31 protein-coding genes and 1 tRNA gene are annotated in these 24478 nt (G+C 63.2%); 16 read left to right on the forward strand and 16 right to left on the reverse strand.

Features of this window, described 5'->3' with window-relative positions; all coding sequences use genetic code 11:
* Positions 1-5 precede the first annotated feature (5 nt).
* Genes J0M27_RS06365 through surE form a run of 3 tightly spaced genes read right to left on the reverse strand, consistent with a single transcriptional unit; the run spans position 6 to position 2334 of the window.
* A complete protein-coding gene (locus J0M27_RS06365) occupies positions 6-932 on the reverse strand; it encodes a peptidoglycan DD-metalloendopeptidase family protein (protein ID WP_294988709.1) in 927 nt (308 codons plus the stop codon).
* Positions 929-1588 (reverse strand): protein-L-isoaspartate(D-aspartate) O-methyltransferase, encoded by a 660-nt coding sequence (locus tag J0M27_RS06370; protein WP_294988712.1) that lies wholly within the window; start codon positions 1586-1588, stop codon positions 929-931. The genes J0M27_RS06365 and J0M27_RS06370 overlap by 4 nt, the downstream gene beginning before the upstream one ends.
* Positions 1585-2334 carry a 5'/3'-nucleotidase SurE gene (gene surE, locus J0M27_RS06375; RefSeq protein WP_294988715.1) on the reverse strand — a complete coding sequence of 250 codons (750 nt, stop codon included), beginning with the start codon at positions 2332-2334 and terminating at the stop codon, positions 1585-1587. The genes J0M27_RS06370 and surE overlap by 4 nt, the downstream gene beginning before the upstream one ends.
* A gap of 145 nt (positions 2335-2479) precedes the next feature.
* On the opposite strand from surE, the gene J0M27_RS06380 reads away from it, so the two are divergent.
* Positions 2480-3616 carry a GNAT family N-acetyltransferase gene (locus J0M27_RS06380; protein ID WP_294988718.1) on the forward strand — a complete coding sequence of 379 codons (1137 nt, stop codon included), beginning with the start codon at positions 2480-2482 and terminating at the stop codon, positions 3614-3616.
* Positions 3617-3627: 11 nt separating this feature from the next.
* Here the strand turns inward: J0M27_RS06380 and J0M27_RS06385 are convergent, their stop codons facing one another.
* Complete coding sequence (locus J0M27_RS06385; protein ID WP_294988721.1) at positions 3628-3846, reverse strand: hypothetical protein; 219 nt, start codon at positions 3844-3846, stop codon at positions 3628-3630.
* A 483-nt stretch (positions 3847-4329) separates the two neighbouring features.
* On the opposite strand from J0M27_RS06385, the gene J0M27_RS06390 reads away from it, so the two are divergent.
* The 10 genes from J0M27_RS06390 (at position 4330) to J0M27_RS06435 (ending at position 12111) form a co-directional block, all read left to right on the forward strand.
* Positions 4330-5643, forward strand: a complete 1314-nt coding sequence (locus tag J0M27_RS06390) for a site-specific integrase (RefSeq protein ID WP_294988724.1) — start codon at positions 4330-4332, stop codon at positions 5641-5643.
* A complete protein-coding gene (locus J0M27_RS06395; RefSeq protein ID WP_294988727.1) occupies positions 5640-6239 on the forward strand; it encodes a hypothetical protein in 600 nt (199 codons plus the stop codon). Before J0M27_RS06390 ends, J0M27_RS06395 begins: the two co-directional genes overlap by 4 nt.
* Positions 6240-6339: 100 nt before the next feature.
* The gene (locus J0M27_RS06400) at positions 6340-6738 is read left to right on the forward strand and encodes a helix-turn-helix domain-containing protein (RefSeq protein WP_294988730.1); all 399 of its coding nucleotides are present in this window, start codon (positions 6340-6342) and stop codon (positions 6736-6738) included.
* 356 nt (positions 6739-7094) lie between these two features.
* A complete protein-coding gene (locus J0M27_RS06405) occupies positions 7095-7883 on the forward strand; it encodes a hypothetical protein (RefSeq protein ID WP_294988733.1) in 789 nt (262 codons plus the stop codon).
* A complete protein-coding gene (gene dnaB / locus J0M27_RS06410) occupies positions 7880-9241 on the forward strand; it encodes a replicative DNA helicase (RefSeq protein WP_294988735.1) in 1362 nt (453 codons plus the stop codon). The genes J0M27_RS06405 and dnaB overlap by 4 nt, the downstream gene beginning before the upstream one ends.
* 7 nt (positions 9242-9248) lie before the next feature.
* Positions 9249-9596, forward strand: coding sequence for a hypothetical protein (locus J0M27_RS06415; protein WP_294988737.1), 348 nt, complete (start codon positions 9249-9251; stop codon positions 9594-9596).
* Between the two features lie 98 nt (positions 9597-9694).
* Positions 9695-10372 carry a hypothetical protein gene (locus J0M27_RS06420; RefSeq protein WP_294988740.1) on the forward strand — a complete coding sequence of 226 codons (678 nt, stop codon included), beginning with the start codon at positions 9695-9697 and terminating at the stop codon, positions 10370-10372.
* Entirely contained in the window at positions 10365-11039 is a 675-nt protein-coding gene (locus J0M27_RS06425) for a hypothetical protein (protein WP_294988743.1), read from the forward strand. The genes J0M27_RS06420 and J0M27_RS06425 overlap by 8 nt, the downstream gene beginning before the upstream one ends.
* Positions 11040-11099: 60 nt before the next feature.
* Complete coding sequence (locus tag J0M27_RS06430) at positions 11100-11591, forward strand: hypothetical protein (protein ID WP_294988746.1); 492 nt, start codon at positions 11100-11102, stop codon at positions 11589-11591.
* Entirely contained in the window at positions 11578-12111 is a 534-nt protein-coding gene (locus J0M27_RS06435; RefSeq protein ID WP_294988749.1) for a phage virion morphogenesis protein, read from the forward strand. Before J0M27_RS06430 ends, J0M27_RS06435 begins: the two co-directional genes overlap by 14 nt.
* Before the next feature lie 159 nt (positions 12112-12270).
* Here J0M27_RS06435 and J0M27_RS06440 read toward each other — a convergent pair whose 3' ends face one another.
* Entirely contained in the window at positions 12271-12612 is a 342-nt protein-coding gene (locus J0M27_RS06440; RefSeq protein ID WP_294988751.1) for a hypothetical protein, read from the reverse strand.
* A 195-nt stretch (positions 12613-12807) separates the two neighbouring features.
* Here J0M27_RS06440 and J0M27_RS06445 point away from each other — a divergent pair, with 195 nt between their 5' ends.
* The gene (locus J0M27_RS06445; protein ID WP_294988754.1) at positions 12808-13050 is read left to right on the forward strand and encodes a hypothetical protein; all 243 of its coding nucleotides are present in this window, start codon (positions 12808-12810) and stop codon (positions 13048-13050) included.
* 200 nt (positions 13051-13250) lie between these two features.
* Here J0M27_RS06445 and J0M27_RS06450 read toward each other — a convergent pair whose 3' ends face one another.
* Positions 13251-13976 (reverse strand): DUF3418 domain-containing protein, encoded by a 726-nt coding sequence (locus J0M27_RS06450; RefSeq protein WP_294988758.1) that lies wholly within the window; start codon positions 13974-13976, stop codon positions 13251-13253.
* Positions 13977-14210: 234 nt separating this feature from the next.
* Here J0M27_RS06450 and J0M27_RS06455 point away from each other — a divergent pair, with 234 nt between their 5' ends.
* Both J0M27_RS06455 and J0M27_RS06460 read left to right on the forward strand, forming a co-directional pair.
* Positions 14211-14540 carry a hypothetical protein gene (locus tag J0M27_RS06455; RefSeq protein ID WP_294988761.1) on the forward strand — a complete coding sequence of 110 codons (330 nt, stop codon included), beginning with the start codon at positions 14211-14213 and terminating at the stop codon, positions 14538-14540.
* The gene (locus J0M27_RS06460; protein ID WP_294988764.1) at positions 14541-14804 is read left to right on the forward strand and encodes a hypothetical protein; all 264 of its coding nucleotides are present in this window, start codon (positions 14541-14543) and stop codon (positions 14802-14804) included.
* 191 nt (positions 14805-14995) lie between these two features.
* Here the strand turns inward: J0M27_RS06460 and J0M27_RS06465 are convergent.
* The 9 genes from J0M27_RS06465 to thrS all read right to left on the reverse strand — a co-directional run bounded on the left by J0M27_RS06465 (position 14996) and on the right by thrS (position 22584).
* Positions 14996-15072, reverse strand: a tRNA-Pro gene (locus J0M27_RS06465).
* Positions 15073-15108: 36 nt separating this feature from the next.
* Positions 15109-15495 (reverse strand): MerR family transcriptional regulator, encoded by a 387-nt coding sequence (locus J0M27_RS06470; RefSeq protein WP_294988767.1) that lies wholly within the window; start codon positions 15493-15495, stop codon positions 15109-15111.
* Positions 15476-15781, reverse strand: a complete 306-nt coding sequence (locus tag J0M27_RS06475) for an integration host factor subunit alpha (RefSeq protein WP_294988770.1) — start codon at positions 15779-15781, stop codon at positions 15476-15478. Before J0M27_RS06475 ends, J0M27_RS06470 begins: the two co-directional genes overlap by 20 nt.
* 18 nt (positions 15782-15799) lie before the next feature.
* A complete protein-coding gene (pheT, locus tag J0M27_RS06480; RefSeq protein ID WP_294988773.1) occupies positions 15800-18178 on the reverse strand; it encodes a phenylalanine--tRNA ligase subunit beta in 2379 nt (792 codons plus the stop codon).
* Between the two features lie 126 nt (positions 18179-18304).
* Positions 18305-19351, reverse strand: coding sequence for a phenylalanine--tRNA ligase subunit alpha (gene pheS / locus J0M27_RS06485; protein WP_294988776.1), 1047 nt, complete (start codon positions 19349-19351; stop codon positions 18305-18307).
* Between the two features lie 76 nt (positions 19352-19427).
* A complete protein-coding gene (rplT, locus tag J0M27_RS06490) occupies positions 19428-19787 on the reverse strand; it encodes a 50S ribosomal protein L20 (RefSeq protein ID WP_294988779.1) in 360 nt (119 codons plus the stop codon).
* An 11-nt stretch (positions 19788-19798) separates the two neighbouring features.
* A complete protein-coding gene (gene rpmI, locus J0M27_RS06495; protein WP_294988782.1) occupies positions 19799-19996 on the reverse strand; it encodes a 50S ribosomal protein L35 in 198 nt (65 codons plus the stop codon).
* A gap of 116 nt (positions 19997-20112) precedes the next feature.
* Positions 20113-20640, reverse strand: a complete 528-nt coding sequence (infC, locus tag J0M27_RS06500; protein ID WP_294988866.1) for a translation initiation factor IF-3 — start codon at positions 20638-20640, stop codon at positions 20113-20115.
* A gap of 27 nt (positions 20641-20667) precedes the next feature.
* Positions 20668-22584, reverse strand: a complete 1917-nt coding sequence (gene thrS / locus J0M27_RS06505; protein WP_294988785.1) for a threonine--tRNA ligase — start codon at positions 22582-22584, stop codon at positions 20668-20670.
* Positions 22585-22726: 142 nt separating this feature from the next.
* Here thrS and J0M27_RS06510 point away from each other — a divergent pair, with 142 nt between their 5' ends.
* Positions 22727-23152 carry a nuclear transport factor 2 family protein gene (locus J0M27_RS06510; protein WP_294988788.1) on the forward strand — a complete coding sequence of 142 codons (426 nt, stop codon included), beginning with the start codon at positions 22727-22729 and terminating at the stop codon, positions 23150-23152.
* A gap of 93 nt (positions 23153-23245) precedes the next feature.
* On the opposite strand, the gene J0M27_RS06515 is transcribed toward J0M27_RS06510, so the two are convergent.
* Positions 23246-23383 (reverse strand): hypothetical protein, encoded by a 138-nt coding sequence (locus J0M27_RS06515; protein ID WP_294988790.1) that lies wholly within the window; start codon positions 23381-23383, stop codon positions 23246-23248.
* A 474-nt stretch (positions 23384-23857) separates the two neighbouring features.
* Here J0M27_RS06515 and J0M27_RS06520 point away from each other — a divergent pair, with 474 nt between their 5' ends.
* A complete protein-coding gene (locus J0M27_RS06520) occupies positions 23858-24478 on the forward strand; it encodes an outer membrane beta-barrel protein (RefSeq protein ID WP_294988869.1) in 621 nt (206 codons plus the stop codon).

Below are 24478 nucleotides of genomic sequence, written 5' to 3' on the forward strand. Positions count from 1 at the left end.
CGCTATCAGCGTGGCGGCAGGAACTTCTGCGGATCTGCCGGCTTGCCCTGGCGGCGAATCTCGAAATGCAGGCGAGGGTTCTCGGCATCGGTGCTACCCATTTCGGCGATCTTCTGGCCCCGTGCCACGGTGTCCTTTTCCTTCACCAGCAGCTTGCTGTTGTGCGCATAGACGGAAAGGTAGGTCGCATTGTGGCGCAGAACCACCAGGTTGCCATAACCGCGCAGCCCCGCCCCGGCATACGAAACCACGCCTGCGGCGGCGGCGAGCACCGGGTCGCCGCTCTTGCCGGCGATGTCTATACCCTTGCTACCGTCAGCGAAAGCTGCCATTGGCTTGCCCTGTACCGGCCACATCCATTCGACTTCATCCCCAACGGGTGCAACCTTCTCGGCCGGCTTGTCGGCGGCTTTGGCTTCGACCGGGCGCACCTCCGGCCGGGCTTCGACGGGCTTGGCTGCCACCTCCCCTTGCCGCGCACGAGCCAGTGCGTCCTCGCTCCAGGCCAGTTTGCCGCCTTTGGGCTCCTTCTTCAGGCTTGAGGAATTTGCGGCGCCACCAGACTGGGCGGCGACCGGCTTGACCTCAACCGGCGCGCTCGAAGTCACCGGCTTGGCCACCGCCACCGGGGACCCTTCTTCCGGTGCGACGCGCAGTTGCTGGCCGACCTTGATCAGGTTTGGATTTTCCAGGTTGTTCCAGGCGGCGATGTCCTTGTAGTCCTGGCCGTGGTCAAGCGCGATGCTATAAAGCGTGTCGCCCTTCTTCACCGTGTACATGCCCCGCGATTCCGCTGCCGTGCCGGTCGCCACCGGCGTCGTCGGCATGCTCGCCTGCGCCGCCGCACGGTCCTCCACCGGAGCCGGCACGGTACTCGCACAGCCGCCAAGGACGGGCAGCAGCACCAGCAGGATCTTGCTCGCAGTATTCATTCCACTCCCGGCAACAGCGGCACGAAGCGTACCGCATCGAATCGTGTTTCGACAAACCCGATTTCGCCGCGCTCGACCAGGCAGATCACTTGTTCCGCGCCGCCCAGCGGCATTACCAGACGCCCGCCCGGGGCCAGCTGTGCCAGCAGCGTCTGCGGCACAGCTGCTGCTGCCGCCGCCAATATGATGGTATCGAACGGCGCCGCCTCCGCCAGGCCCAGGTTGCCATCGGCATGCTTGAGGCGGATGTGCGACAACTTGAGCTGCTTCAGGTTCTCCCTCGCTCGCGCCAGCAAGGGCGCAATGCGCTCCACGGCGAACACCTGCTTCGACAGCACGCCGAGGATCGCCGCCTGATAGCCGCAACCGGCGCCGATTTCGAGCGTCTTGCCCAGTTCGCGGCCGGCGATCAGGATTTCGATCATGCGCGCGACCACGAACGGCTGGGAAATGGTCTGGCCGAATCCCAGGGGCAAGGCCGTGTCATCGTAAGCGCGATTCGCCAGGGCCTGTTCGAGGAAGACGTGGCGCGGGACGACACCCATTGCGTGCAGCACGCGCGTATCGCCGATGCCCAATGCGCGCAGGCGATCGACCATGCGCGCGCGGGTGCGCTGGGAAGTCATGCCGATGCCGGTCAATGCCGCAGAGTTCATTTTTCCTGGTTCAGCCAACCGCGTACTTCGCCAAGCTGCGCGGAATGCGTCAGATCGATCTGCAACGGAGTGACCGACACCCAGCCTTGCTCGACGGCGTGAAAATCGGTGCCTTCACCGGCATCCGCTGCGGGACCGGCGGGACCGATCCAGTAAAGAGTTTCGCCGCGCGGACTGACCGATTTCACCGCCGGCTCGGCCTTGTGTCGCCGACCGAGCCGCGTGACCTGGATGCCGCGCAGGTCCTCGTAGGGAACATCCGGGACGTTCACGTTCAGCAGTACGGGCTCGACGAAGGGCGCGCGGGTGAAACGCTGCACCAGTTCCCGTGCGACACGTCCGGCCGTGGCGAAATTCCGCCCCTGGAAACTGGCGAGCGATATCGCAATTGCCGGAACCCCGAGCAGGTAGCCCTCGGTGGCGGCGGCAACCGTCCCCGAATAGATGGTGTCGTCGCCCATGTTGGCTCCGAGGTTGATGCCCGAAACCACCATGTCGGGTTGCTGCTCGAGGACACCAGTCACGGCCAGATGCACGCAGTCGGTCGGGGTGCCGCTGACGTAGATGTAGCCATTCGCGGCGCGGCCCATGTGCAGTGGGAGATCGAGCGTCAGCGAGTTGCTGGCGCCGCTGCGATTGCGCTCCGGCGCCACCACCACGATGTCGCCCAGGTCGGCGAGGCTGGCGGCAAGTTGGGCGAGTCCCGGCGCAAGATAACCGTCGTCGTTGCTGAGCAGGATGCGCATTGGGGTCGGTGCCGGGAAGATGGAAATTCCGGCTTGCATTTTAGCCCATCGCGGCGCCCGCCCGATGCGCGGAACAGAACAGGACATTTCCCGCAACGTGCCTGCGGGCTTTGTTCGGGTGCGGGGCAAGGTAGGATGCCAGCCCATGGAAATCATCCTGCACGGGTCGGCCTTCGACATCCCCGACGACGAATGGAGAGCGCTCGACCACGGTGACGACCCGTTCGTCAGTCGCGCCTTCCTCGGCACGGCGGAAGAAGTCGGCGCTGGCGGCACGGCAATGGGATGGCAGGCCCAGCATCTCGCCCTGCATGACGGCGGCCGGCTGCTCGGACTGTTGCCGCTCTACCTGCGCACGCATTCTTTCGGCGACTTTTCACGCGACTGGAACTGGGCCTCGGCCTGGCAGCGCGCCGGCATCGACTACTACCCGAAGCTGGTCAGCGGCGTACCCTATACGCCCTCGCCGGGTCCGCGCCTGCTGGTCCGGCGCGATGCGGAGCGTGAGATCGTCGCGCCGGCGCTGATCGAAGCCGCGCTGGAACTGGTGGCCCGGTACCACGTGTCATCCTGGCAATGCCTGTTTGTCCGCGAAGAAGACCGCGCGCGGCTGGAAGCGGCCGGCTTGTTGATGCGGCGTGGAGTGCAGTTCCACTGGTTCAATCAGAAGTATCGCGATTTCGATGATTTCCTCGCCGGCTTCACTTCCGAAAAGCGCAAGAAACTCAAGCGTGAGCGGCGCGCGGTCGCCGCATCCGGATTGCGGATCGAAGCCCTGCATGGCGACGAGATCGATGCCGACCTATGGCTGGCGATCCACCGCCACTACCGCGACACGTTCGCCCGCTACGGCAACCATCCGGCCTTTCCCCCCGAATTCTTCAGCCAGGCCGGTGCCCTGCTCGGCCGGCGCATGGTGGTATTCATTGCTTTCCGGGAACGCATTCCGATCGCGTCGGCGATCTGCTACCGCGACGCCGGAACGCTTTACGGCCGGCACTGGGGCTGCGCCATGGAGGTTCCCGGCCTGCATTTCGAACTTTGCTACTACCAGGGAATCGACTACTGCATCTGTAACGGCTTGCAGCGTTTCGAACCCGGCGCGCAGGGAGAACACAAGCTGGCCCGCGGCTTCGAGCCGGTGCCGACTTGGTCGGCATTCTGGATCGCCGATCCGCGCATGCGGCAAGCCGTGGCGGACTTCGTCATGCGCGAAGACGCCGCGATGCAGGACTACGAAGCCGAAACCGCCAGCCGTCTGCCCTTCCGGCAGGAGGCTTGAAGCGCCTTGGCTCAGTGATTGCCCGAAGCGATCGCGAACATTCTTTCGTTGCGCTTGACGCGCGCCTCCTCGACAGTGAGGCCGACGAGACTTTCCGGAGGCAAAGGAACATCCCAGTGCTGCTGAAACAAATCCATGTCTTCGCCGGTATCGAGATGGGCCCTGTAGACCTTCTCCTGCCAGGCGGGTGCATCGGGCAGTGCAACGAGTTCAACGGATTCGATACGCATGGGATGGGTCCTCTTCGTGCTGGAGTTTTGCGTATCCTGCGCCCGCTCTAACAGCGGCGTAATCCCGAAATTGGCGCGGAATATCCTTTTGTTTCCGCTTCTCGAATCACGGCGAGGGCGTTCGAGCCGAAAAGTCGGCGCCGACGATACGGCATGCAGGACCTGCATCAGCCAAAGGGGGGCGCCAGAATGCACGCGAACAGGGCAGCCAAAGAAAAAGGGCTTCCAGCTTGTGACTGGAAACCCTTGGTATTACTGGTCGGGGCGGCGGGATTCGAACTCGCTACCCCTTGCACCCCATGCAGGTTTTTTCCCTTGCCTCGCCTTGCTCTCCTGATTGCTATCTGCGCGGTAATCCTTGTTTTACATCGGTTTTGCGTCTAAACTCGTCTTAATCGCGCTTTGTCTATCCGGTTCCCCTGGTTCCCCTGATGGTTCCCCTGGATCACCCGGATTCCAAGCCCAACTGACGCGGAGGATGCGATGGCAAAAAACAACCTGAAGGTGAAGGAAGTCGAAAACGCCACCATCGAGCAAGGCGAAAAGCTGCTCGCCGATGGCGATTGCCTGTTTCTGAGGGTCCGTCCTGACTCGAAGACCTGGCTGTTCATCTATCGCCACGAAGGCGGGCGCCAGAAAATGAGCCTCGGACACTATCCGACCGTCGGCTTGGCGTCGGCGCGCGATAAGGCGGATATTCTCCGGAAGCAACTCGCCGACGGCATTGATCCCTTCGAGGAGCGGGCGCGATTGGAAACGGAGGCTCGCGACGCCAAGGCGGTCGCGAAGGCGCAGCCGCAGAATGTCGGCGCCCTATTCGATGAGTTCATGCGGAAGGCTCTGGCGAAACGGAAGGACGGCGGCGAGTTCGCGCGCTCCCTGTTCGACAAGAATGTCCGCCCCAACATTGGCGATTTGCGCCTTGTGGCGCTTCGCCGCTCCAACATCACCGCCATCCTCGATGACATCGTTGAGCGCGGCGCCCCTCGCGTTGCCGGGATCGTGCTGGCTGACCTGCGTCAGATGTTTCGGTGGGCTATCGACCGGGAAATCGTCGCAACCGATCCAACCGCCGGCCTCAAGAAATCGAAGTGGGACACCAGCACCGAACGGGACCGCGCGCTGACCGAAACCGAAATCAAGCTGCTCGCCAAGGCGATGCCTGACACGCTGAGCGCCGACAGTCAGCGGATGGTCTGGCTCATGCTCTCAACCTGCTGTCGCGTCGGCGAGATTTCGACGGCTGCCTGGTCCGACGTTGACCTTGCGGGCCGTTCCTGGGTGATCCCGGCCGAGCACAGCAAGAACAAGAAGCCGCACACGGTGAGCCTTTCTGCGTTCGCGCTGAACCAGCTTCAAGCCCTGCGCGAAGCCGAGGAGGCCGCGGCGAAGAAGGAGGAGCGCGAAATATCGCCGTGGGTGTTCCCGGCCCGCCATCGCAATAGTCACGTTTGTCCGAAATCCCTATCGAAGCAGGTCGCCGACCGCCAGCGGGAGCGCGATGCCATGTCCCGGCGGTCTGCCGATATCGACGCCCTGGCCTTGCCTGGTGGCAAATGGACGCCTCACGACCTGCGTCGCACCGGCGCGACGCTGATGGTGTCGCTCGGGGTCTTGCCGGACGTGGTTGAGCGATGCCTGAACCACACCGAGGAAAACTCGATGAAGCGGACGTATCAGCGATATGACTACCAAGCCGAGAAGCGCGAGGCTTGGCGCCTACTCGGGGACCGGCTGGACCTGCTGACCCGGGCTGATGCCGACAACGTGACGACCCTGCCGAGGGCTGCGGCATGAGTGAAACGGCTTTCGACGGCGCTTGGCGCAGCCTGGTTGTGGAATCTCTCGGAGTTCCTGCTGACCACGCCTTTGTTTGCGACCTGCAGACGGTTATTGAACAATGGCATTTGCGTCGCGCGTCCAGAACGAAACCGAAAGAAGCGCACGCCTCGCGCGATGGCTACAAAGCCGCGCTCAACCACTTTCGCTCGATGGCGGCAGCCCTCACGAGGGCGCGCGGCACCAACTCCTGGAACCACACCGACCCCATACCCTTGTACGGGAAGATCGTCGCACCTGGAGTGGCGATGGCCTCGATTGAGGCTTATCTCAAGTTCTATGCCGACAGCGGCTCTGGTCGCCGGGCAATTCCCAATAGCGCAGATTCCCTGCTGATCCACCAGATTGCTGGCATTTGGGAGGCGGCTGGAAAGGCTGCGCCGAAGTCGTGGGACGTTCGCTCAGGAGAGTTCAGCCGTTTCGTTGAAATTGTTGCCGGTCGCGTCGCCAAGAGGGCCGCTGATCGTGGCCTCAAGCGATATTTCAAAGCTCGCGAAATATACGCAGCGCGCAATCACCATCCTATTGCCAACCAGACAAATCCCCCCGCATAAGGGTTAACTCTCCCCGTAAGTGGGGGAATTCACGATTGCCAAAGTCCTATTCTTGCTCGCAACCGTCTTAATGACGCTGTGTTAGCTAAGGAGTAAGGCAATGGAAAAGCTCGCCACACCGCAGGAAGCCGTGTATCTCCGCGTTAACGAGGTCGCCGCTCTTCTCGGCATCGCCGTTTCAACGGTCTGGACTATGGCGCAGGACGGCCGGCTGCCGAAGTCGATTCGCCTGGGAAAGAAGATCACCGTTTGGTGTCGGCACGAGGTCGAGGCCCATATCCGCAAGATCGATGTTTCCGCCCCGCCCCCGGCTGCGATATTGCGCAGCCCTCCGAAACCTCAACACCCGAACATAGTCGCCGGCCAGGGCGCCTATTGGTCGGAAATCCGCGCCGGCCTTCGAAAGCATCCGCGCGAGTCCGACGAGGCGTTCGCTGCGCGGAAGGCAAAGCTCGCCGGGGCTGCCCCTGCCCCTGCTGCTGCCGCGCTGGCCGCCTGAGGTGTCCGCCATGTCCGAAAAGAAAACGCCGCCCGGTAGCCAGCCGTGCGGCGCCGCTCCCTACAACGGAGCATTCCCAACCAAAGGAACGTCCTATTTATGCTCACCGGCTGGCCTTGTCAAGCGCCAGCCGTCGGGCCGCTGGTCGGAGAATCGCCCGGACGCTGATAGGGTATGGCGCAAGCCTGCGCCGCACCTGATGCCGTGCTGTGACTGCGGCGAGTTGACCTCGTTGCTCGGACGGTGCGCTCGCTGCCGTTCTTGGGCTGCATTCGTCGAGGCGCGCGAGGCCGGCGACCGCGAGCAGGCCGCCCACCACCTTGGGATGTTTCGGCGTGCCGGGGGAGTGCTCTGATATGGCCCGCATCCGAACCGTGAAGCCCGAGTTCTGGACGTCGGAGCAAATCGTCGAGTGCTCGCCGAACGCTCGGCTCCTGTTCATCGGCATGTGGTGCTTTTCCGACGATGCCGGCATTCATCCGGCCTCGACGAAGCGCGTCAAGATGGAGGTATTCCCGGCTGATCCATTCACCGATGCCGATGTTCAGGTCTGGATCGACGAGCTTCATCGTGTCGGCTTGCTCGAAACCTACGACGTCGAAGGCGCGCTCTACTGGCGCATCACCGGCTGGTCGCGTCATCAGAAGATCGACCGTCCGACGTTCAAATTTCCTCCTCGTTCCGCTGGAAAAATCGTCGAGTGCTCGCCGAGTCCTCGGCTACATATCGCCGATTCGTCGCCGAGTCCTCGCGACGGAATGGAAGGGAATGGAATGGAAGGGAAGTTAACTGCTATGGGGGACGACGCTATCGCGTCGCCTGCCACCAGCCTGTCGGCTGGCGACCATTGCCCGCATCAGCAAATCATCGATGCTTACCATCGCATCTTGCCTATGGGTCGCCGCGTTCGGGTATGGAACGATGCACGCAAGGCCAAGCTTCGCGCTCGTTGGCGTGAGGATACAGGTCGCCAGTCCGTGGCCTGGTGGGAAAAGCTGTTCGGCTACATCGCGGAAAGCGCCTTCCTGACGGGGCGCGTTCACTCCGTCGGTCGCGCGCCGTTCGAGATTGACCTTGAGTGGATTGCGACGCCGAAGAACTTCGCCTCCCTGATCGAGGGCAAGTACCACCGGGAGGCCGCATGAACGCCCCCGTCGAACTCCGCCTGCCGCCGCACTCGGTCGAGGCCGAGCAATCCCTGATCGGTGGCCTGCTGATCGATCCGCGTGCCTGGGACCATGTTGCCGACCTGGTTTCCGATTCCGACTTTTTCCGCGATGACCACCGCCGCATCTTCCGCCACATCGCCCGGCTGATCGGGTCGGGCCGCCCGGTCGACGTCGTCACCGTGTTCGAGTCCGTCGAGCGGTCGAACGAAGTCGACCAGACCGGCGGGCTCGGCTACCTGGGGGAAATCGCCAACACTACCCCGTCGATTGCGAACATTCGCCGCTATGCCGAAATCATCCGGGACAAGGCGGTGCTTCGCGGGCTGATAGCGGCCGCAGACGCGCTGGCAGCGGCCTGCTTTGCGGGTGGTGTCGACGGACCCGAGAAGATCGCACAGGCGGCCGATGCGTCCCTGGCACGCGCGCTTGATCGAGGCGCCGAAGACCCGATTACGGCGACGGATGCGATGCGGGCCGCCCTGGTTGCGGCCGACGATCGCCAGCAATCCGGACACCCCGGCGGGCTCGACACTGGGATTGCCGGCCTGGACCGGCTCACCGGCGGGCTTGTGCCTGGTCAGCTTTTCGTGGTCGCGGCGCGGCCCTCGATCGGCAAGAGCGCGATTGCGCTCGGCATCGCTGACCACATTGCACGCGCCGGTGGTCGTGTCGTCGTGTTCTCCCTCGAAATGTCTCGGCAGGAACTCGCCGCGCGCCTGCTTGCGGCCAGCTCGGGTGTTTCCGGTCGCGTGTTGCGTTCCGGGCCGTCCGACGACGAATGGGGCCGGCTGTCGGGCGCCATGTGCGGGTCCGCTACCGACCGGATCGTCCTTGACGACAAGTCGGCGGCGACCGTCGCCTATGTCCGCGCTCGTTGCCGTCGGCTGCATCGCCAGGGTGCGCTGTCCCTGGTCGTGGTCGACTACCTGCAACTGATGACGCCGGCCGATCCGCGGGCGAACCGCTCGGAACAGGTCGGCTCGCTGTCCCGTGGGCTCAAGCACTTGGCAAAGGAAATCGGCGTGCCGGTGATTGCCCTGGCGCAACTGAACCGCTCGGTGGAGTCGCGCGCCGGTGGCAGGCCTCAACTCTCGGACCTACGCGACTCCGGCGAAATCGAGCAGGACGCCGACCTGATCGCGCTGCTGTCCCGCGTCGTTGAGCCGGCCGAGGGAGAAAATGCCATTGTCGAACTCGCGTTGCGTAAGCACCGAAATGGTCCCTGCGGCGACGTGCTCTTGGCGTTCGATGCCGCGCGGATGACCTTTGCCCCCTATGGCGGCCCGCGTCCGTCCGGTCCTGCCCGGCCGGCGCGCTCTGGCTTTGACGGATGACCCGTCCATGACCGCTATCACTCCTTACGTCCCGCACTCCGCCATCGCGTATCAATTCGCCGAGCTTGCGGGGCTTTTCGCCATGCGTCGGATTGACGATCTCGTCGGCGAAGACACGGGCGAGGCGAACCAGGCTATCGCGGACGAACTGTGGCGCGCGCTCCTGGGCTTGTGCAACGGCTGCCCCGGCCGAACCGCGATGGTCTTGCCGGACGCGGTTGACGTGCTGAACGATGTGTTTTTGGCCGCGCTCGCCAAGCGGGATTCGATCGAAACGCTCGCCGCGATCAACGCCGCGTTGGGATTGCTGTTCACCTTGTTCGCCCGCAGCATCGGCCCACACTCCGTGCATTGAACTGTCATGCGCCTTCCCCTTCACCTCTTCATCGAAAACCGCGCCACGGCCCGACACGGCCTGCCGGCGGCGCCTTCACTCACCGAAAGGAATCCCCAATGAAAACCACGACCCGCGAATCCCTTCGACACGCCAAAGGGCCGATCCCGTTATACGGCGACGGCGTGATCCTCGGAGGCGGCCCGGCGACCCCCGCCGGCTGGACGCGGCCCTCCGGTGTTCCGGCTATCGCCCTCGCTGCGTCGGACGCGCCGAGCGTGGTCGCTGTCACCAGCTACCCCGGCGGCCGGACCGTCGTGCAGTATTCGGACGGCACCAAGGCCGAGACCACGAGCCCGGCCCTTGCTGCCGCGAACTCGGCATTGACGAAGGCGGCAAAGGAACAAGATGCGGCCGCAAGGGCTTACGAGGCCGCGAATGCCGCTCTCAGCGCCGCGGTCGCGATGCATGCGCCTCGCTCCGCTGCCAAAGCCCCCACGCCGGCCGCTGCGCCCGCTCCTGCGCCCGCTGCTGCCTCTGCATCGGCTCCGCCCCTGGCTGCCGCAGCGAAGCCTGTCCCACCCGCTGCGCCGCGGCCCGCGCCGGCTGCCGCTCCGCCCGAGCCTTCGCTGCCGAGCCCGGCTGCCGTATTCGCCGAGCGCGCTGCCGTCGCTGCTGCTGCGGCTGCCCGTCGCACCGCCCCTGGTTCCACTGACCGCAAGACCGCTGCACCCTCTGGCGATTCGTTCGCCGCTCTCGCTAACCGCACCTACTCCGAAAGGAATCGCAATGTCTAAGCCCATCACCCCGAAGTCCCCATCCGTCGCCGATTTCGACGCCGCTCTTGCGCGCCTCGCTGCGGCCGATGGCGTCGTGCTCAGCACCCGCGAGCGCATCACCGCCCTTGAGGCTCGCATCGCGGAGCTCGATGTCGCTGCCGGCCACCTCGAAACCGAGCGCGGCCGTGCCTATGCTTCCGGCGAACTCGACCAGGCCGTCAACCTCGGAAAGCAGTACGCCGCGAATCGCGCCGAGCATGGCGACGCTGTTGCTGCCGTCAAGGCAATGCACGCGTCGACGGACGACTTGATGATTGCCGTTCTGGACGCCGAAGATGAGGCCGAGCGCCTTCATGGGGCGGTCATGCATGCGTTCGCCGCGCAGGAGCGTGCGGCTCTGGTTGCCTACCTGAAACCGGCTCTATCCCGCGCCTGGCGTGCCCACTACGCCGCGGGGAATTCGATCAGTTTCGGGTCCTGGTGTCACGACTTGACCGACGAACTCGACGGCGGGCATGAGGCGGTCTTTGCCGCCGACGTGAAACTGCCGATTCAGGAACTGTGCCCGCGTTCGGGCCTGATCCCCGGCAACCCGCGCAACGGTGACCAGCGTCGTGCCGATCTGAACGCACTCCGCGAGAAGAAGCGCGCGGCCAGTGGCGCCGATCTGGCGCAGGCGGCCTAAGTTGCCCGCCCTTATGGCGTTGCCCCGCTTCCGGGGTGACGCCGCTCTCGGAGCCCTGTAATGGCCGCAAAAGCATCTGCCAGAAAACTCCGCGCCGCCGAGGTTCAGGCGGGTGTCCTGCAACTGCGCAAGGCCGGGCTTCCGTTCTCGAAAATCGGTGAGCAACTCGGCATCAGCAGGGCCCACGCCTGCAAGGTTGCGAAGCGCGCCCTGGTCGAGTTCCACGTCAATGCCGCGGCCGATGCCGCCGATTTGCTGGCGTTGAGCGTTGCTCGCCTCGATCATCTGCTGACAACCCTTTGGCCGAAGGCAACCGCCGGCAACCTGGGGGCCGTGGATCGCGTTCTGGCGATCGAGCAGCGCCGCGCTCGGTTGCTCGGACTCGAAGCACCGTCCAAGATCGCGCCGGTTGATCCGAGCGGCGGTCAGGAATACAAGGGGCGCGGCCTGAGTGAGTTGCTCGCTTTGGGCGGCCTGGGTGCATTGCGCGATGCCTATCAAGCAGAAAAGCCCAACGACGCCACCCAGGAGAAACCTCATGCTGCAGATTGAACCCATCGGCTTTGCCGAACTCGAAACCGCCCTGGACGCCCTACGGGATCGGGTCAGGGCCGCCGATCTACTGGATGACGTCGGCAACGCTCTCGCCGAGAATGTCCGCGCCTGTTTCGTCGCGTCCGCGTCGCCCTACGGTGTCGCCTGGTTGCCGTTGAAGCGCCGAATCGGCCAGCCGTTGCGGGATACCGGGCGATTGATGAACTCGATCACCCACCGCGTCACCGGCGATTCGGTGGAGGTCGGCACGAACGTCGGCTATGCCGGCTTCCACCAGTACGGCGCCAACGCCATGCGGGGCCACGCCGGGGCGACGCAGGTCGGTCGCGGTGCCGGTATCCCCGCGCGGCCGTTCCTGCCTGACGCCTCGCGTGGCCTGCCGCCTGCGTGGGGTGAGGAGGTCCGCTCGATCATCGCGGCGCACGTGGGCGGGGCGACTGACGGCAACCAGCAGGCCGGCGTGAGCCACGTTGCGTCGTTGCTCGCCGGCCGCCTGCGCTCCGGAGGCGGGCGATGAAGTGTTGCCAGCGTTCGACCCTGCGCGGTTACTGCAGCCGGGAGGCGACCGCTCGCATGCACTTGCCGAAATCGAAGTCGAGCCACCCCTGGCAGTTGCTGTGCCCGTTTTGCGTTGAAGCGATGCGTAGGCTTCATCCGGGCGCGCGGATTCTGCCGCTCAGAAGAAATTAACACCGTCGCAGATCGTCCACTGGAATGTGACTTGAGCGTCCCTGTCTGGCTTGTTGGTGATGGGGTCGTATGTCCGCCCGATGTAGTGCCACACCTCCCGGCCGTTCAGTTCCTGGGTTCTGTCGGGCTTCCCGACCGCTGCGATTACCCCATCCCAATTTTTCTCGAACACTAGGGCCTTGAACTCATAACGCGGGATCAGCTTGCGCGCCGGCTCAGCTTTGGTCTGCGGCTCTTGGGCTCGCTTCGCGGCTCCCTGGTTGCGGTCCGAACACCCGCCGGTGGCAATGGCTAAAGCCGCGAAGAAAATTGCTAGTGCAAGTCGCATCGTTGGGCTCCCGGAAGGATTGAACATGGACGATCAGCCCGCGCAGCATATTACCTATTCGTCCGGAATATTACCTGCCCCCTGATTTATCTTGCGGATATGCTCTCTGCGGTAATGCCAGCGTCTTGCATATTACCCGCGAGGCCTGTCAGAGTGGGGCTGTAGTCCAACCCAACCACTCGAAGGAGATTCGCCATGTCCGCCACTTCCACCCGCTCCCGTGCCCGTCCTGCTGCCGCTGCCGACGCTTTCCTCGCCTCTCTGGAAAACCCCGTCACGGCGGCGATCTTCGACGCGAACCTGACGACCCGCATGCTGCTGTCCGGTGCCACCGGCGACACGTCCCCGCTGCTGCTGATCGACGGCGCCATTGCCGCCTTGCAAAAGGGTCGCGCGGCCCTGGTCCTGCAGCGCGACCTCGCTTCGCTGCAGGCCTGATCGTGCGCCCTGGTCGCAAGCCACCCATCATCACCGTGCGCGCTGTCGGATCGGTGCCGGCGTGCGCTGCGGAGGCCGTCGCTGCGCTGCTGTTGGCTCGGGAGCGGGGCGCTGCGGTGCCTGGCGCGGCTCCCGTGCCGGATGCTGCCCTGGCGTCGCCGCGGGCTCCTGCTGCCCGTGGTGGTGTCTGAGTTTGAAAACTACTTGCCAGGAGCCTCGAACTTCGTCCCATCACCGAACAGCACCACGTCTGGCGCGAATTCGCTGGTGGTCTTGGTGGCGTCAATTGCAGCTTCCTTGCGGTCCTTGCTGTCGAACTTGCTGTAGTCCCGAGTAAGCAACAACCTCTTGGTGGCGCCAGGCGGGATGTCGCTGTCGGTCTTCAGTTTGGTTTCCATTACCTTGTCGCCGAAGGCGTCGCGCACAGTGAGCAGGCCCTTGATGCCAGTGATTGTCTTGCCACTCTTATTGTTGACGTCGATGTCCATGCGCAGGTAATCCTTGACGTCGTGGTCGCGGAACGTCGCTTCGTGAAGATCCACCTTCGCCAGCCGCACTTCCACCACTTGGGCGAACTGCTGCGCCAGCGCCTTGCGCGCGGCCTCCGCTTTTTCGCTGGCGACCTTGGCGGCGGCTTCGGTGGCGGCGATCTTGGCGATAAATTCCTTTTGCTCGACAATGGCCTTGCGCAGCGTCATGCCTTCCGGAATCGGCTCGGCCGAGATGCCGAACAGGCCGCCGAACTTGGCGCCAATGGCGTGCCGCATCATGTATCCGGTCAGCAGGTCGCGTTCTTCGACGCTGAGCTTTTCTAACGTTGGCTTGATGTCCGCAAACTTTTCCGCATCACGCGGCAGCGGCGTGTCGCGCGGGTCGGCGCAGCCTGCCGCGAGCGCAACGGCAAGGATCAGCAAGATTTTTTTCATGGTGTTCCTCCCTTCGAAAAATGCCATGATAACCGCATGTGGTTCGGTCGGGTTCCGGGTGGATCGTGGCGACGGACTGGTAGCGGCCGATGGGCTCGCCGATGAGGCGCGGCCATCAAAGATAGAGAAATGCAAATTGAGACACTACCCTGCGCGCTGAGGGCTTGTTGCGCGCGTCATATTGGGCTAGGCTCCCGTCATGCACCGGACCGCCTGTCCGGAGGAGGCGTGACCATGTGGCTGTTCCTGTCCAATGCGGCTGTTTCCATCGTGTCCGATCGCGACGATCCCGCGCGGTTGCTGGTCCGCGGGCGCCGGCACGGGGATATTGAGGCGTTCCTGGCGCCGGTCGTTGCCGAGGGCCGGTGGCAGGTATCGGTGACGCCCGACGCCGACTATCTCTATCGGGCCTTCGTGCCCCGCGATACCGTTGCTCGCGCGGTCGCTGCCCACGCATCGGCGATCGGCTATCCGAACTTCAAGAACTCCGTGCACGACGGCCGCCGGCACTCGGCTTATTCCGACGTCTGGTCGGTCATGCACGCCTACCAGGAGGAACCCTGAATGACCGCTCCCGCTCTGCCCCTGGCTGAACTGCGCGCCCGATACGATGCCCTCGGGAAGATCGAAGAACTCGAAGGTGAGCGGACCCACCTTACGCGCTGCGCCACGTTCGATGATTTCCTGAAATTCGGGCCGATGGTCGCGCAGGACTTCGCTGGCTGGCGCGAAAAATACCCGCCGGACCTTGAGTTTGCCGAGGAGTGCAACCCTGGGCTGTTCGCACTGATCCTCGAAGCGTGGCCTGACGCGCAACCGCGCGCCTGATCCGCTGCCCCTCGGGGCGTCCCCCTGGTTCTGAGTCACCGGTTGCGTTCGCGGCCCTGGTGGTCATGCGTCTTGCATCTACGGTCGAAATGCAGGGGTAGCGACCGCCTCCGGTTCCCCTAGCGGTTCCCCAAGGCCCGAGGCCAAAAGAAAAGGGTTCCCGGCGATTAACCGGAAACCCTTGGTATTACTGGTCGGGGCGGCGGGATTCGAACTCGCGACCCCTTGCACCCCATGCAAGTGCGCTACCAGGCTGCGCCACGCCCCGACTGCACGAATTATAACAAAGGAAAAGCACGCAGCTTCAGGCAGCGCGCAGGAAATCGATGATTGCGGAAAGTTCGGCGCGGATCGATGTCGAATCACTGCCCGTCGGTGTCGCCGCTTGAGGTGCTTCAACCGACTCGGGCGGCTTGCCAGGGCCGTCATCGAGTCGATTTCGCGCACCGCTGATGGTGAAACCTTCCTGGTAGAGCAACTCGCGGATGCGCCTGACGAGCAGGACTTCATGGTGCTGGTAGTAGCGCCGGTTGCCGCGCCGCTTGACCGGACGCAACTGGGTGAATTCCTGTTCCCAGTAGCGCAGCACGTGCGGCTTGACGCCGCACAGCTCGCTCACCTCGCCGATGGTGAAGTAGCGCTTCGCCGGAATCGGCGGCAGTTCGTCCCGACTATTGCTGGCTGTTGCCACGCGGGAATGCCTCGACCGCCGCCTTGAGTTTCTGGCTGGCGTGGAAGGTGACGACACGGCGCGCCGTGATCGGGATTTCCTCGCCGGTCTTGGGATTGCGGCCAGGACGCTGCGGCTTGTCGCGCAACTGGAAATTGCCGAAACCCGAAAGCTTCACGCTGTCACCCTTTTCCAGCGCAAGCCGTACCTCGTCGAAAAAGGCCTCGACCATGTCCTTCGCCTCACGTTTGTTGAGGCCCACTTTTTCGAACAGCAGGTCGGCGAGTTCCGCCTTGGTCAATGTCATTTTTTGCTCCGCCCCCTCTTATCCCCGCAAGGACGCAGCGAAGTCGCGACCGGCAACCGCCAGCAGATCGGCGATCACCGCATCCACTTCCGCATCCTCGAGAGTCCGTTGAGTATCTTGCATAACTATCCGGAAGGCAAGGCTTTTTTCGCTTTCGGCAAGCCCCTTGCCCTGATACACGTCGAATAAGGCAACATCGCGCACGATGGCCGGCGCAGCCGCCTTCAGGCCCGCCAGGAGCGGCGCCAGAGCCTGGCCCAGCGGCACCACCAAAGCCAGATCGCGAACCACGGCCGGGAAGCGCGAGACCTCGACATAGGCTGGGAAAGGTGTCGCCAGCAGGGCCGGCAGTTCGAGTTCGAACACTACCGGCGCTGTACCCAATTCGTACTTCTGAACCCAGCGTGGATGCAGTTCGCCGATGTGGCCGACGCAGACGCCATCCAGCCTGACCTCGGCGCAGCGCCCGGGGTGGAGTGCCGGATGCGCGGCCTTGACGAACTCCAGCCGGCGCGGCGCGAACACGGCTTCGACGTCGGCCTTGAGGTCATAGAAATCCACGCGCCGGGTGGTCGTGCCCCACTGCTCGGGCTGCGCCGCGCCGGCCGCCAGGCCACCCACACGCAAGGGTTGGGTAAAGCCATCGACCGGGCCGGCGCCGGCCTCGCGGCGGAAGCAGCGACCGATCTCGAACACGCGCACGCGGTCGATCTGGCGCTTGCGGTTGGCCGCCAGCGTGCCGACCAGGCCGCCGACCAGCGTCGAACGCATCACGCCCATCTGGCTGGCAATCGGATTGGCCAGGACCACCGGTGCGGCATTGGCCGCGAAGTCAGATTCCCAGGCGGCTTCGACAAAACTGTAGGTCACCACCTCGTGGTAGCCGCGCGCGGCCACCTGGCGCCGTAGCGCCATCGCCGACTTCTTCGATTCGCTCGCCGGCATCATCGCCACCCGCGCTACCGGCGGCAGCGAGGGGATGCTGTCGTAGCCGTGGATGCGGGCAATTTCCTCGATCAGGTCTTCCTCGATCTCGATGTCGAAACGGAAGCTCGGCGGCGTGACGCGGAAGCCTCCGGCGACGCGCTCCACTTGCAGGCCCAGGCTCTTCAGCATGGCTTCGATACGCTCGTCGGGCAACGCGATGCCAAGCACCTTCGCCGCACGCGCGCTGCGCAGCGTGACCGGGCGGCGCAGCGGCAGGTGGTCGGGCGCCGCGGCCTCGACCACCGGCCCGGACTGGCCGCCGCAGTTTTCAAGGATCAATTGCGTCGCGCGCTCGATGGCGCGCCGCTGCAATTCGAAATCGACGCCGCGCTCGTAGCGATGCGCGGCATCCGAAGAAAAGCCCAGCGCACGTGCCTTGCCGGCGATCGCCGCCGGCGGAAAGTAGGCGCTTTCGAGGAACAGGTCGCGCGTCGAGTCCGAGATTCCGGAGTGCTCGCCGCCCATGATGCCGGCCATGGCCAGCGGCTTCTCGTCATCGGCGATCAGCGCGGTATCGGCTGCCGGCGTGACGGTCTGCTCGTTCAACAGCAGCAGCTTCTCGCCGGGGGCCGGCAGGCGCACATGAACCGCCCCGGCGAGTTCGGCATCGTCGAAGGCATGCAGAGGCTGGCCGATTTCCAGCATCACGTAGTTGGTGACATCGACCAGGAAGGAGATCGAACGAATGCCGCTGCGCTCGATGCGCCGCTTCATCCATTCCGGCGTCGGCACGTTGGCATTGACGCCGCGCACGATGCGACCACAGTAGCGAGGACAGGAGGCCGGCGCATCGAGCTGGATCGCCCGCTGATCGTCGATCGCGGCCGCGACCGGCTTGATCTCGGGAGCGCTCAATGGCACGCCGGTCAGGGCGGAAAGTTCGCGCGCGACGCCCAGCACGGAAAGGCAATCGGCGCGATTCGGCGTGAGCTTGATGGTGATCCTGCGGTCATCAAGATCGAGATGCTTGCGGATGTCCTCGCCGACGACGGCATCGGCCGCCAGCGGCAGCAGGCCGCCGTGATCCTCCGACAGACCGAGTTCGCGCGCCGAACAGAGCATGCCGTGGCTCTCGATGCCGCGCACCTTGGCCTTTTTGATCTCGATGCCGGGCAAATTCGCACCGACTCGCGCACAGGGCACCTTCATGCCGGCCGCGACATTAGGCGCACCGCAAACGATCTGCAAGGGCGCCGCTTCGCCGACATCGACGCTGCAGAGCTTGAGCTTGTCGGCGTCGGGATGCTTGTCGACAGTCAACACATGGGCCACGACGACGCCGGAAAACTCGGGCGCGACGGGCTCGTTCTCCTCGACCTCAAGGCCGGCCATGGTCAGCAGGTGGCACAGCTCCTGATTCGAGAGCGCCGGATTGCACAGGCTGCGCAGCCAGGATTCGGAAAATTGCATGTCACGCCTCCGCCGGGCCGCCCCAAGGGGGCATGCAGCCAGCACTACGGAAGCCGCGATCCCATCGCGGCTGAACCTTTGTCACCCCTTTCCTGGGGAAAGGGGATGGGGGATAGGTCGTCATGATTACTTGAACTGCGCGAGGAAGCGCAGATCACCCTCGAAGAACAGGCGCAGGTCATTGATGCCGTAGCGCAGCATGGTCAGCCGGTCAGGGCCCATGCCGAAGGCGAAGCCGGTGTACTTTTCCGGATCGAAGCCGCCGCAGCGCAGGACATTGGGATGGACCATGCCGCAACCGGCGATCTCCAGCCAGCGGCCTTCGAGCGCGCCGCCCATGAAGGCGACGTCGATTTCCGCCGAAGGCTCGGTGAAGGGGAAGAAGGATGGACGGAAGCGCACCTTGAGGTCGTCCGATTCAAAAAAGCGACGCAGGAAATCGGCCACGACGCCCTTCAGGTCGGCAAAGCTCACGTTCTCGCCGATCCACAGGCCCTCGACCTGGTGGAACATCGGCGAATGCGTGGCATCGGAATCGACGCGGTAGACGCGCCCGGGGCAGATCACCCGCAGCTCAGGCATGATATCGGCATCGCGGTGGCGTTCGGTGTGCGCCAGCATGGCGCGGATCTGCACCGGGCTGGTGTGGGTACGCAAGAGTACTTTCTCCTGGACCCTGCCGTCCTCGCCCTGCAGATAAAACGTGTCGTGCATCGAGCGCGCAGGGTGGTTCTCCGGCGTGTTGAGCGCGGTGAAGTTGTGCCAGTCGGTCTCGATTTCGGGACCGTCGGCGACGTCGAAACCGATGGAACGAAACAAGGCTTCGATGCGATCCAGGCTGATGGTCACGGGGTGCAGGCTGCCGGCGGACATACCGCGGCCGGGCAGCGTCACATCCAGCGCCTCGGTCGCAAGCTGGACTTCGAGCTGGGCATTCTTCAGCGCATCGCGCCGTGTCGCCAACGCCGACTCTATACGCTCCTTGGCTATGTTGATGGCGGCACCGGCGCTCTTGCGCTCTTCCGCCGGCAGTTTGCCCAGCCCCTTAAGCAGCGCGGTCAGCGAACCCTCCTTGCCGAGGTAGCGCGCCTTGGCGTCCTCCAGCTTGGCGGGCTCGGTGGCAGCGGCAAAATCGGACGTCGCGGCAGCTACGAGTTGGTCCAGATTGTCCATTGATCGGAAATAAAAAGCGGGAGAAAAAAAGGAGGCCCCAACAGCCCTGGGCCTCCTTCTCCGGATACAGCGGAACTCAGGCCGTCAGCTTGGCCTTGGCCTGCGCGGCCAGGGCAGCGAATGCCGGCTTGTCGAACACGGCGAGGTCGGACAGCACCTTACGGTCGACTTCGATCGATGCCTTCTTCAGGCCGTTCATGAAGGTGCTGTACTTCATGCCCAGTTCGCGAGCCGCCGCGTTGATACGAGCGATCCACAGCACGCGGAACTGCCGCTTGCGCTGGCGACGGTCGCGGTACGCATATTGCCCGGCCTTCATCACCGCCTCTTTGGCGATGCGATAGACCTTGCTGCGACGGCCGCGGTAGCCCTTGGCCTTGTCCAGAACCTTCTTGTGGCGGGCGCGCGCCGTTACACCACGTTTTACTCTTGGCATGATGGCTCTCCTTAAGCGTTGGGCAGCATGGCGCGCACCGACTTGACGTCGGAGGCATGCACTTCGTGCACGCCGCGCAGCTGGCGCTTGCTCTTGGTGGTTTTCTTGGTCAGGATGTGGCGCTTGAACGCACTCCCGCGCTTGATGCCGCCGGAAGCGCGCACGATGAAGCGCTTCTTGGCACCGCTCTTGGTCTTCATCTTCGGCATCGAAGATCTCCCTATTACATGGCTGCCAGGTGTTTCCCGCCTCGGGAACGCTTGGTGACCCGCAACCACTTCTTGTATCCACATGCCGGGCATGCGGAACAAATTCCGTTACTGCATCAGTGCGGCTTTTTCTTGGAGGCCGCCAGCACCATGATCAGCTGGCGTCCCTCCATCTTCGGCCACTGCTCGACCATCGCCTGCTGCTCGAGGTCGGTCTTGATCCGTTCCAGCATGCGCATGCCGATTTCCTGGTGCGCCATTTCGCGTCCGCGGAAACGCAGCGTTATCTTTGCCTTGTCGCCTTCGCCCAAAAACTTGATCACGTTGCGCAGCTTGATCTGGTAATCGTTTTCGTCCGTACCCGGGCGAAACTTGACTTCCTTCACCACGACCTGCTTCTGCTTCAGCTTGGCCTCGTGCTGGCGCTTGGCTTCCTGGTACTTGAACTTGCCGATGTCCATGATCTTGCAGACTGGCGGCACTGCAGTTGGTGCAATTTCCACCAGATCCACACCGGCCTCCTCGGCCAGTGTCAGCGCCTGACGAATGGGAACTATGCCCAGTTGTTCCCCGCCTTCCCCAACCAGTCGAACCTCGGGAGCGGTAATCTCTTCGTTGAGGCGCTGCGTTTTTTCCTGAGCGATGGTTTAGTTCTCCAAAAAATTAAAAAATCAGACCGACGCGCTTCTGCTGCATTGTTCATGCAGCAGCCGCTCAATCAAGGCCTGAGGGGACATCTGCCCGAGATCCTGATTGCCTCGGGCACGCAAAGCGACCAACCCTGCGGCCTTTTCCTTGTCACCCACGACAGCGATGTAAGGCCGCTTCAACAAGCTATGTTCGCGTATTTTATAGTTTATTTTCTCGCCGCGCAAATCCCTCTCGACGCGGAGACCGGCCTCGCGCAGCATTTTTGCCACATTTTCGGCGTAATCGGCCTGAGCCTCGGAGATGTTCGCTACCACCACCTGTATCGGCGCCAGCCACAGCGGGAAAGCGCCGGCGTGGTTTTCGACCAAGATGCCGATGAAGCGCTCCAGCGAACCGAGGATCGCGCGGTGCAGCATCACCGGCGTATGGCGGCTGTTGTCCTCGCCCACGAACTCGGCGCCGAGGCGGCCGGGCATGGAGAAATCGACCTGCACCGTGCCGCACTGCCAGGAGCGGCCGATGGCGTCCTTGATGTGGAATTCGATCTTGGGCCCGTAGAAGGCGCCCTCGCCCGGCAACTCCTCCCAGCTCAGGCCGCTGGCCGTCAAGGCTGCCCGCAGCGCGCTCTCGGCCTTGTCCCACAGGTGGTCCTCGCCGACCCGCCCGTCGGGGCGCAGCGCCAGCTTGACAGCGACATCGTGGAAACCGAAATCGGCATACACCTTGCGCAGCAGGTCGTTGAAGGCCGTGACCTCGGACTGGATCTGGTCCTCGGTACAAAAAATGTGGCCGTCGTCCTGGGTGAAGGCGCGCACGCGCATCACGCCGTGCAGCGCGCCGGAAGGTTCGTTGCGGTGACAGGAACCGAACTCGCCGTAACGCAAGGGCAGCTCGCGGTAGGAGCGCACGCCGGTATTGAAGATCTGCACATGCCCCGGGCAGTTCATCGGCTTCACGGCGTAATCGCGGCTTTCCGATTCGGTGGTGAACATGTTCTGCTTGAAATGCTCCCAATGCCCCGAGCGCTCCCACAAGCTGCGATCGAGGATCTGCGGGCAGCGCACCTCCTGATAGCCGTTGTCGCGATAGACGCGCCTCATGTACTGCTCCACCTCCTGCCATACGGTCCAGCCGTGCGGATGCCAGAACACCATGCCGGGCGCTTCTTCCTGCACGTGGAACAGATCAAGCTGCCGCCCGAGCTTGCGGTGGTCTCGCTTCTCGGCTTCTTCCAGCATGTGCAGATAGGCATCGAGTTCATCCTTCTTCGCCCAGGCCGTGCCGTAGATGCGCTGCAACTGTTCGTTCTTCTGGTCGCCGCGCCAGTAGGCGCCGGCCACCTTCATCAGCTTGAAGACCTTTAGCTTGCCGGTGGAAGGCACGTGCGGCCCGCGACACAGATCGATGAAATCTCCTTCGCGGTAAAGCGAGACGTCCTCCCCGGACGGGATTGCCGCAATCAGTTCCGCCTTGTAGTGCTCGCCGATGGACTTGAAAAATTCCACCGCCTTGTCGCGCGGCCAGACTTCGCGCGTGACCGGAAGATCCTTCTTCGCCAATTCGCCCATGCGCTTTTCGATCGCTTCCAGGTCTTCCGGCGTAAACGGGCGCTTGCAGGCGAAGTCGTAGTAGAAGCCGTTCTCGACCACCGGACCGATCGTCACCTGCGCCTCGGGAAACAGTTCCTTGACGGCATAGGCCATCAGGTGCGAGGTCGAATGGCGGATGATATCGAGGCCGTCGGCATCCTTGTCGGTGACGATGGCGACCTGGGCGTCACGCTCAATCAGGAACGAGGTATCGACCAGCCGGCCATCGACGCGCCCAGCCAGTGCCGCCTTGGCCAGGCCGGCGCCAATCGACGCAGCGAACTCCGCCACCGTCAGCGGCTGCGGATACTCGCGTTTCGATCCATCGGGCAGGGTGATCACCAGCATTGCGCTACTCCAGAAAAGCAACAGGGCGCACGGTTCACGCGAAAATCACGCGGTGCGCCCTGCCATTCGAATGGGCGAAATTTTATCACAGCGTTTCATCGCGTTACGGCATCATTCCACGCATCATCAAAGGAGACGGCTCATGGACATCGACGGATTCATGGAAAGCTACAAGCGTGCATGGGAGACCAGCGACGAAGACCTGCTGGCATCGCTGTTCGCCGCCGAAGGCACCTACCGCAACACCCCGTTTGCCGTGCAGCAGGGACATGAGGCCATCAGGCAGTACTGGCAGCGCACCAAACTGCAGACTGACATCCGACTCACCTATGAAGTGCTGCAGCGCCATGGTGCGGGCGGCATCGCCCACTGGCATACCACCTACCAGGTAACCTCGGAAGACATGTTCAAGATGTGGGCCGCCTCCAGCGGCACCAACATGCTGGCGCGCCAGCCGGGCGAACCGCTGCCGCGCCTGGCACTCGACGGCATCGCGATCATTGAATTGGATGCCAATGGACTGTGTCGTGATCTTCGCCTATGGTGGCATAGCCGAATCGACGAATAGCGCGGATCACCATCCGCGTGCATGAAAATGCCGCTCAGTGTCGACGGAGCGGCATTGGTAGAGTTGGACCTCGCCCGGGAAGGCGACCGGGGTTTAGAGGTACAGCACTGCCGGAAACGTGACAACCGCTAGAACCAGAACGATCCATTCCAGATCGTGGCGCAACAGAAAACCGGTGAAATGCAGCACCAGAATGGTGATGGCAATCACGTAAAAGATGGCAAACAGCATTGGAAGCTCCAAAAGCGGTCACGCATGGACTACAGACTGGAATTATGCCTGTAACTTAATCCATCCGCGGATCGCTCGAAAAATCCCCCGTATGGCAAATCTTGACCGTCTCGGCCGATCTCACAACAGTCGGCGCTGACGGGACGGCAACTACGTTGACGCTCGCTGCATCCCGAAAAGTTCCCACGCCCGCCGAAAGCCTTGATTTGACGGGGTGTTACCCAATCACTTAGTCAGATCAAAATACACGGCAATCGGAGAACATGACGCTATTCGGTGGGTCGTGCGATTTCTCGGTCGACTCTGAATTCCGGCCGGTTAGGTCGTTGCCCAAAGCTGGCTTCCGCGTTTCGCCATTCGGGACGTTGGCTCGGGGCGATAACGACGCGCGAATCCGGTTCTTTCGCGATGAGATCAAGGCAGCAAAAATGGAGACGTAAGATGCACATGATCCGAAACGCTGTGCGGTGCGGAATGCTGGTGGCCATACTAAATGCATCGGCGACTGTAATGGCGCAGGAAAAGGTCTATGGCGGCATCGGTGTCGGGCCGTCAAAAACGTACATTCCTTCGAGTGCCCTGGGCATCACCGGCGCGACGGCAAGTGAGCTGCAACGAAGCGAAAACAGTACCGGCACCAAGATATTTGCCGGCTATAAGGCCAATCCGAACATGGCCGTCGAGGTTGGCTACGTAGATCTCGGCAAGTCCCGCGCAACACGAAACATGACCGCGCCTGGAACCGGAAGCATTGGCATTGATTCGAGGAATACCGGCTGGTTTGTTGACCTGGTGGGAATGATGCCCACAGGGATCAGCGATGTTTCTGTGATCGGAAAACTGGGCGGCATCGCGACGGAAACCGGAAAGCAATTATCCACCACCGGCGCAGTAGGCCTCACTCCAGGCAGCCCATCAACATTTCAGGAACGCGAGTTGAACTGGAAATTCGGGGCGGGGGCGCAATACGACTTCAGTAAGACCATGGCAGCCCGTGGCGAATGGGAACGTTACCGCCGTATGGGCAAGGATACGGGCGTGGGCGAAAGCGAAGCCGATTTGTTTTCACTGAACCTGCTGATCCGGTTTCACTAA

Source organism: Sulfuritalea sp., from assembly GCF_017302275.1.
Classification (GTDB): domain Bacteria; phylum Pseudomonadota; class Gammaproteobacteria; order Burkholderiales; family Rhodocyclaceae; genus Sulfuritalea.

Excerpts from the sequence above, each read along its gene's own strand:
- J0M27_RS06365 (WP_294988709.1), bottom strand. The coding sequence starts at position 932 with ATGAATACTGCGAGCAAGATCCTGCTGGTGCTGCTGCCCGTCCTTGGC.
- J0M27_RS06370 (WP_294988712.1), bottom strand. The coding sequence starts at position 1,588 with ATGAACTCTGCGGCATTGACCGGCATCGGCATGACTTCCCAGCGCACC.
- surE (WP_294988715.1), bottom strand. The coding sequence starts at position 2,334 with ATGCGCATCCTGCTCAGCAACGACGACGGTTATCTTGCGCCGGGACTC.
- J0M27_RS06380 (WP_294988718.1), top strand. The coding sequence starts at position 2,480 with ATGGAAATCATCCTGCACGGGTCGGCCTTCGACATCCCCGACGACGAA.
- J0M27_RS06385 (WP_294988721.1), bottom strand. The coding sequence starts at position 3,846 with ATGCGTATCGAATCCGTTGAACTCGTTGCACTGCCCGATGCACCCGCC.
- J0M27_RS06390 (WP_294988724.1), top strand. The coding sequence starts at position 4,330 with ATGGCAAAAAACAACCTGAAGGTGAAGGAAGTCGAAAACGCCACCATC.
- J0M27_RS06395 (WP_294988727.1), top strand. The coding sequence starts at position 5,640 with ATGAGTGAAACGGCTTTCGACGGCGCTTGGCGCAGCCTGGTTGTGGAA.
- J0M27_RS06400 (WP_294988730.1), top strand. The coding sequence starts at position 6,340 with ATGGAAAAGCTCGCCACACCGCAGGAAGCCGTGTATCTCCGCGTTAAC.
- J0M27_RS06405 (WP_294988733.1), top strand. The coding sequence starts at position 7,095 with ATGGCCCGCATCCGAACCGTGAAGCCCGAGTTCTGGACGTCGGAGCAA.
- dnaB (WP_294988735.1), top strand. The coding sequence starts at position 7,880 with ATGAACGCCCCCGTCGAACTCCGCCTGCCGCCGCACTCGGTCGAGGCC.
- J0M27_RS06415 (WP_294988737.1), top strand. The coding sequence starts at position 9,249 with ATGACCGCTATCACTCCTTACGTCCCGCACTCCGCCATCGCGTATCAA.
- J0M27_RS06420 (WP_294988740.1), top strand. The coding sequence starts at position 9,695 with ATGAAAACCACGACCCGCGAATCCCTTCGACACGCCAAAGGGCCGATC.
- J0M27_RS06425 (WP_294988743.1), top strand. The coding sequence starts at position 10,365 with ATGTCTAAGCCCATCACCCCGAAGTCCCCATCCGTCGCCGATTTCGAC.
- J0M27_RS06430 (WP_294988746.1), top strand. The coding sequence starts at position 11,100 with ATGGCCGCAAAAGCATCTGCCAGAAAACTCCGCGCCGCCGAGGTTCAG.
- J0M27_RS06435 (WP_294988749.1), top strand. The coding sequence starts at position 11,578 with ATGCTGCAGATTGAACCCATCGGCTTTGCCGAACTCGAAACCGCCCTG.
- J0M27_RS06440 (WP_294988751.1), bottom strand. The coding sequence starts at position 12,612 with ATGCGACTTGCACTAGCAATTTTCTTCGCGGCTTTAGCCATTGCCACC.
- J0M27_RS06445 (WP_294988754.1), top strand. The coding sequence starts at position 12,808 with ATGTCCGCCACTTCCACCCGCTCCCGTGCCCGTCCTGCTGCCGCTGCC.
- J0M27_RS06450 (WP_294988758.1), bottom strand. The coding sequence starts at position 13,976 with ATGAAAAAAATCTTGCTGATCCTTGCCGTTGCGCTCGCGGCAGGCTGC.
- J0M27_RS06455 (WP_294988761.1), top strand. The coding sequence starts at position 14,211 with ATGTGGCTGTTCCTGTCCAATGCGGCTGTTTCCATCGTGTCCGATCGC.
- J0M27_RS06460 (WP_294988764.1), top strand. The coding sequence starts at position 14,541 with ATGACCGCTCCCGCTCTGCCCCTGGCTGAACTGCGCGCCCGATACGAT.
- J0M27_RS06475 (WP_294988770.1), bottom strand. The coding sequence starts at position 15,781 with ATGACATTGACCAAGGCGGAACTCGCCGACCTGCTGTTCGAAAAAGTG.
- pheT (WP_294988773.1), bottom strand. The coding sequence starts at position 18,178 with ATGCAATTTTCCGAATCCTGGCTGCGCAGCCTGTGCAATCCGGCGCTC.
- pheS (WP_294988776.1), bottom strand. The coding sequence starts at position 19,351 with ATGGACAATCTGGACCAACTCGTAGCTGCCGCGACGTCCGATTTTGCC.
- rplT (WP_294988779.1), bottom strand. The coding sequence starts at position 19,787 with ATGCCAAGAGTAAAACGTGGTGTAACGGCGCGCGCCCGCCACAAGAAG.
- rpmI (WP_294988782.1), bottom strand. The coding sequence starts at position 19,996 with ATGCCGAAGATGAAGACCAAGAGCGGTGCCAAGAAGCGCTTCATCGTG.
- thrS (WP_294988785.1), bottom strand. The coding sequence starts at position 22,584 with ATGCTGGTGATCACCCTGCCCGATGGATCGAAACGCGAGTATCCGCAG.
- J0M27_RS06510 (WP_294988788.1), top strand. The coding sequence starts at position 22,727 with ATGGACATCGACGGATTCATGGAAAGCTACAAGCGTGCATGGGAGACC.
- J0M27_RS06515 (WP_294988790.1), bottom strand. The coding sequence starts at position 23,383 with ATGCTGTTTGCCATCTTTTACGTGATTGCCATCACCATTCTGGTGCTG.
- J0M27_RS06520 (WP_294988869.1), top strand. The coding sequence starts at position 23,858 with ATGCTGGTGGCCATACTAAATGCATCGGCGACTGTAATGGCGCAGGAA.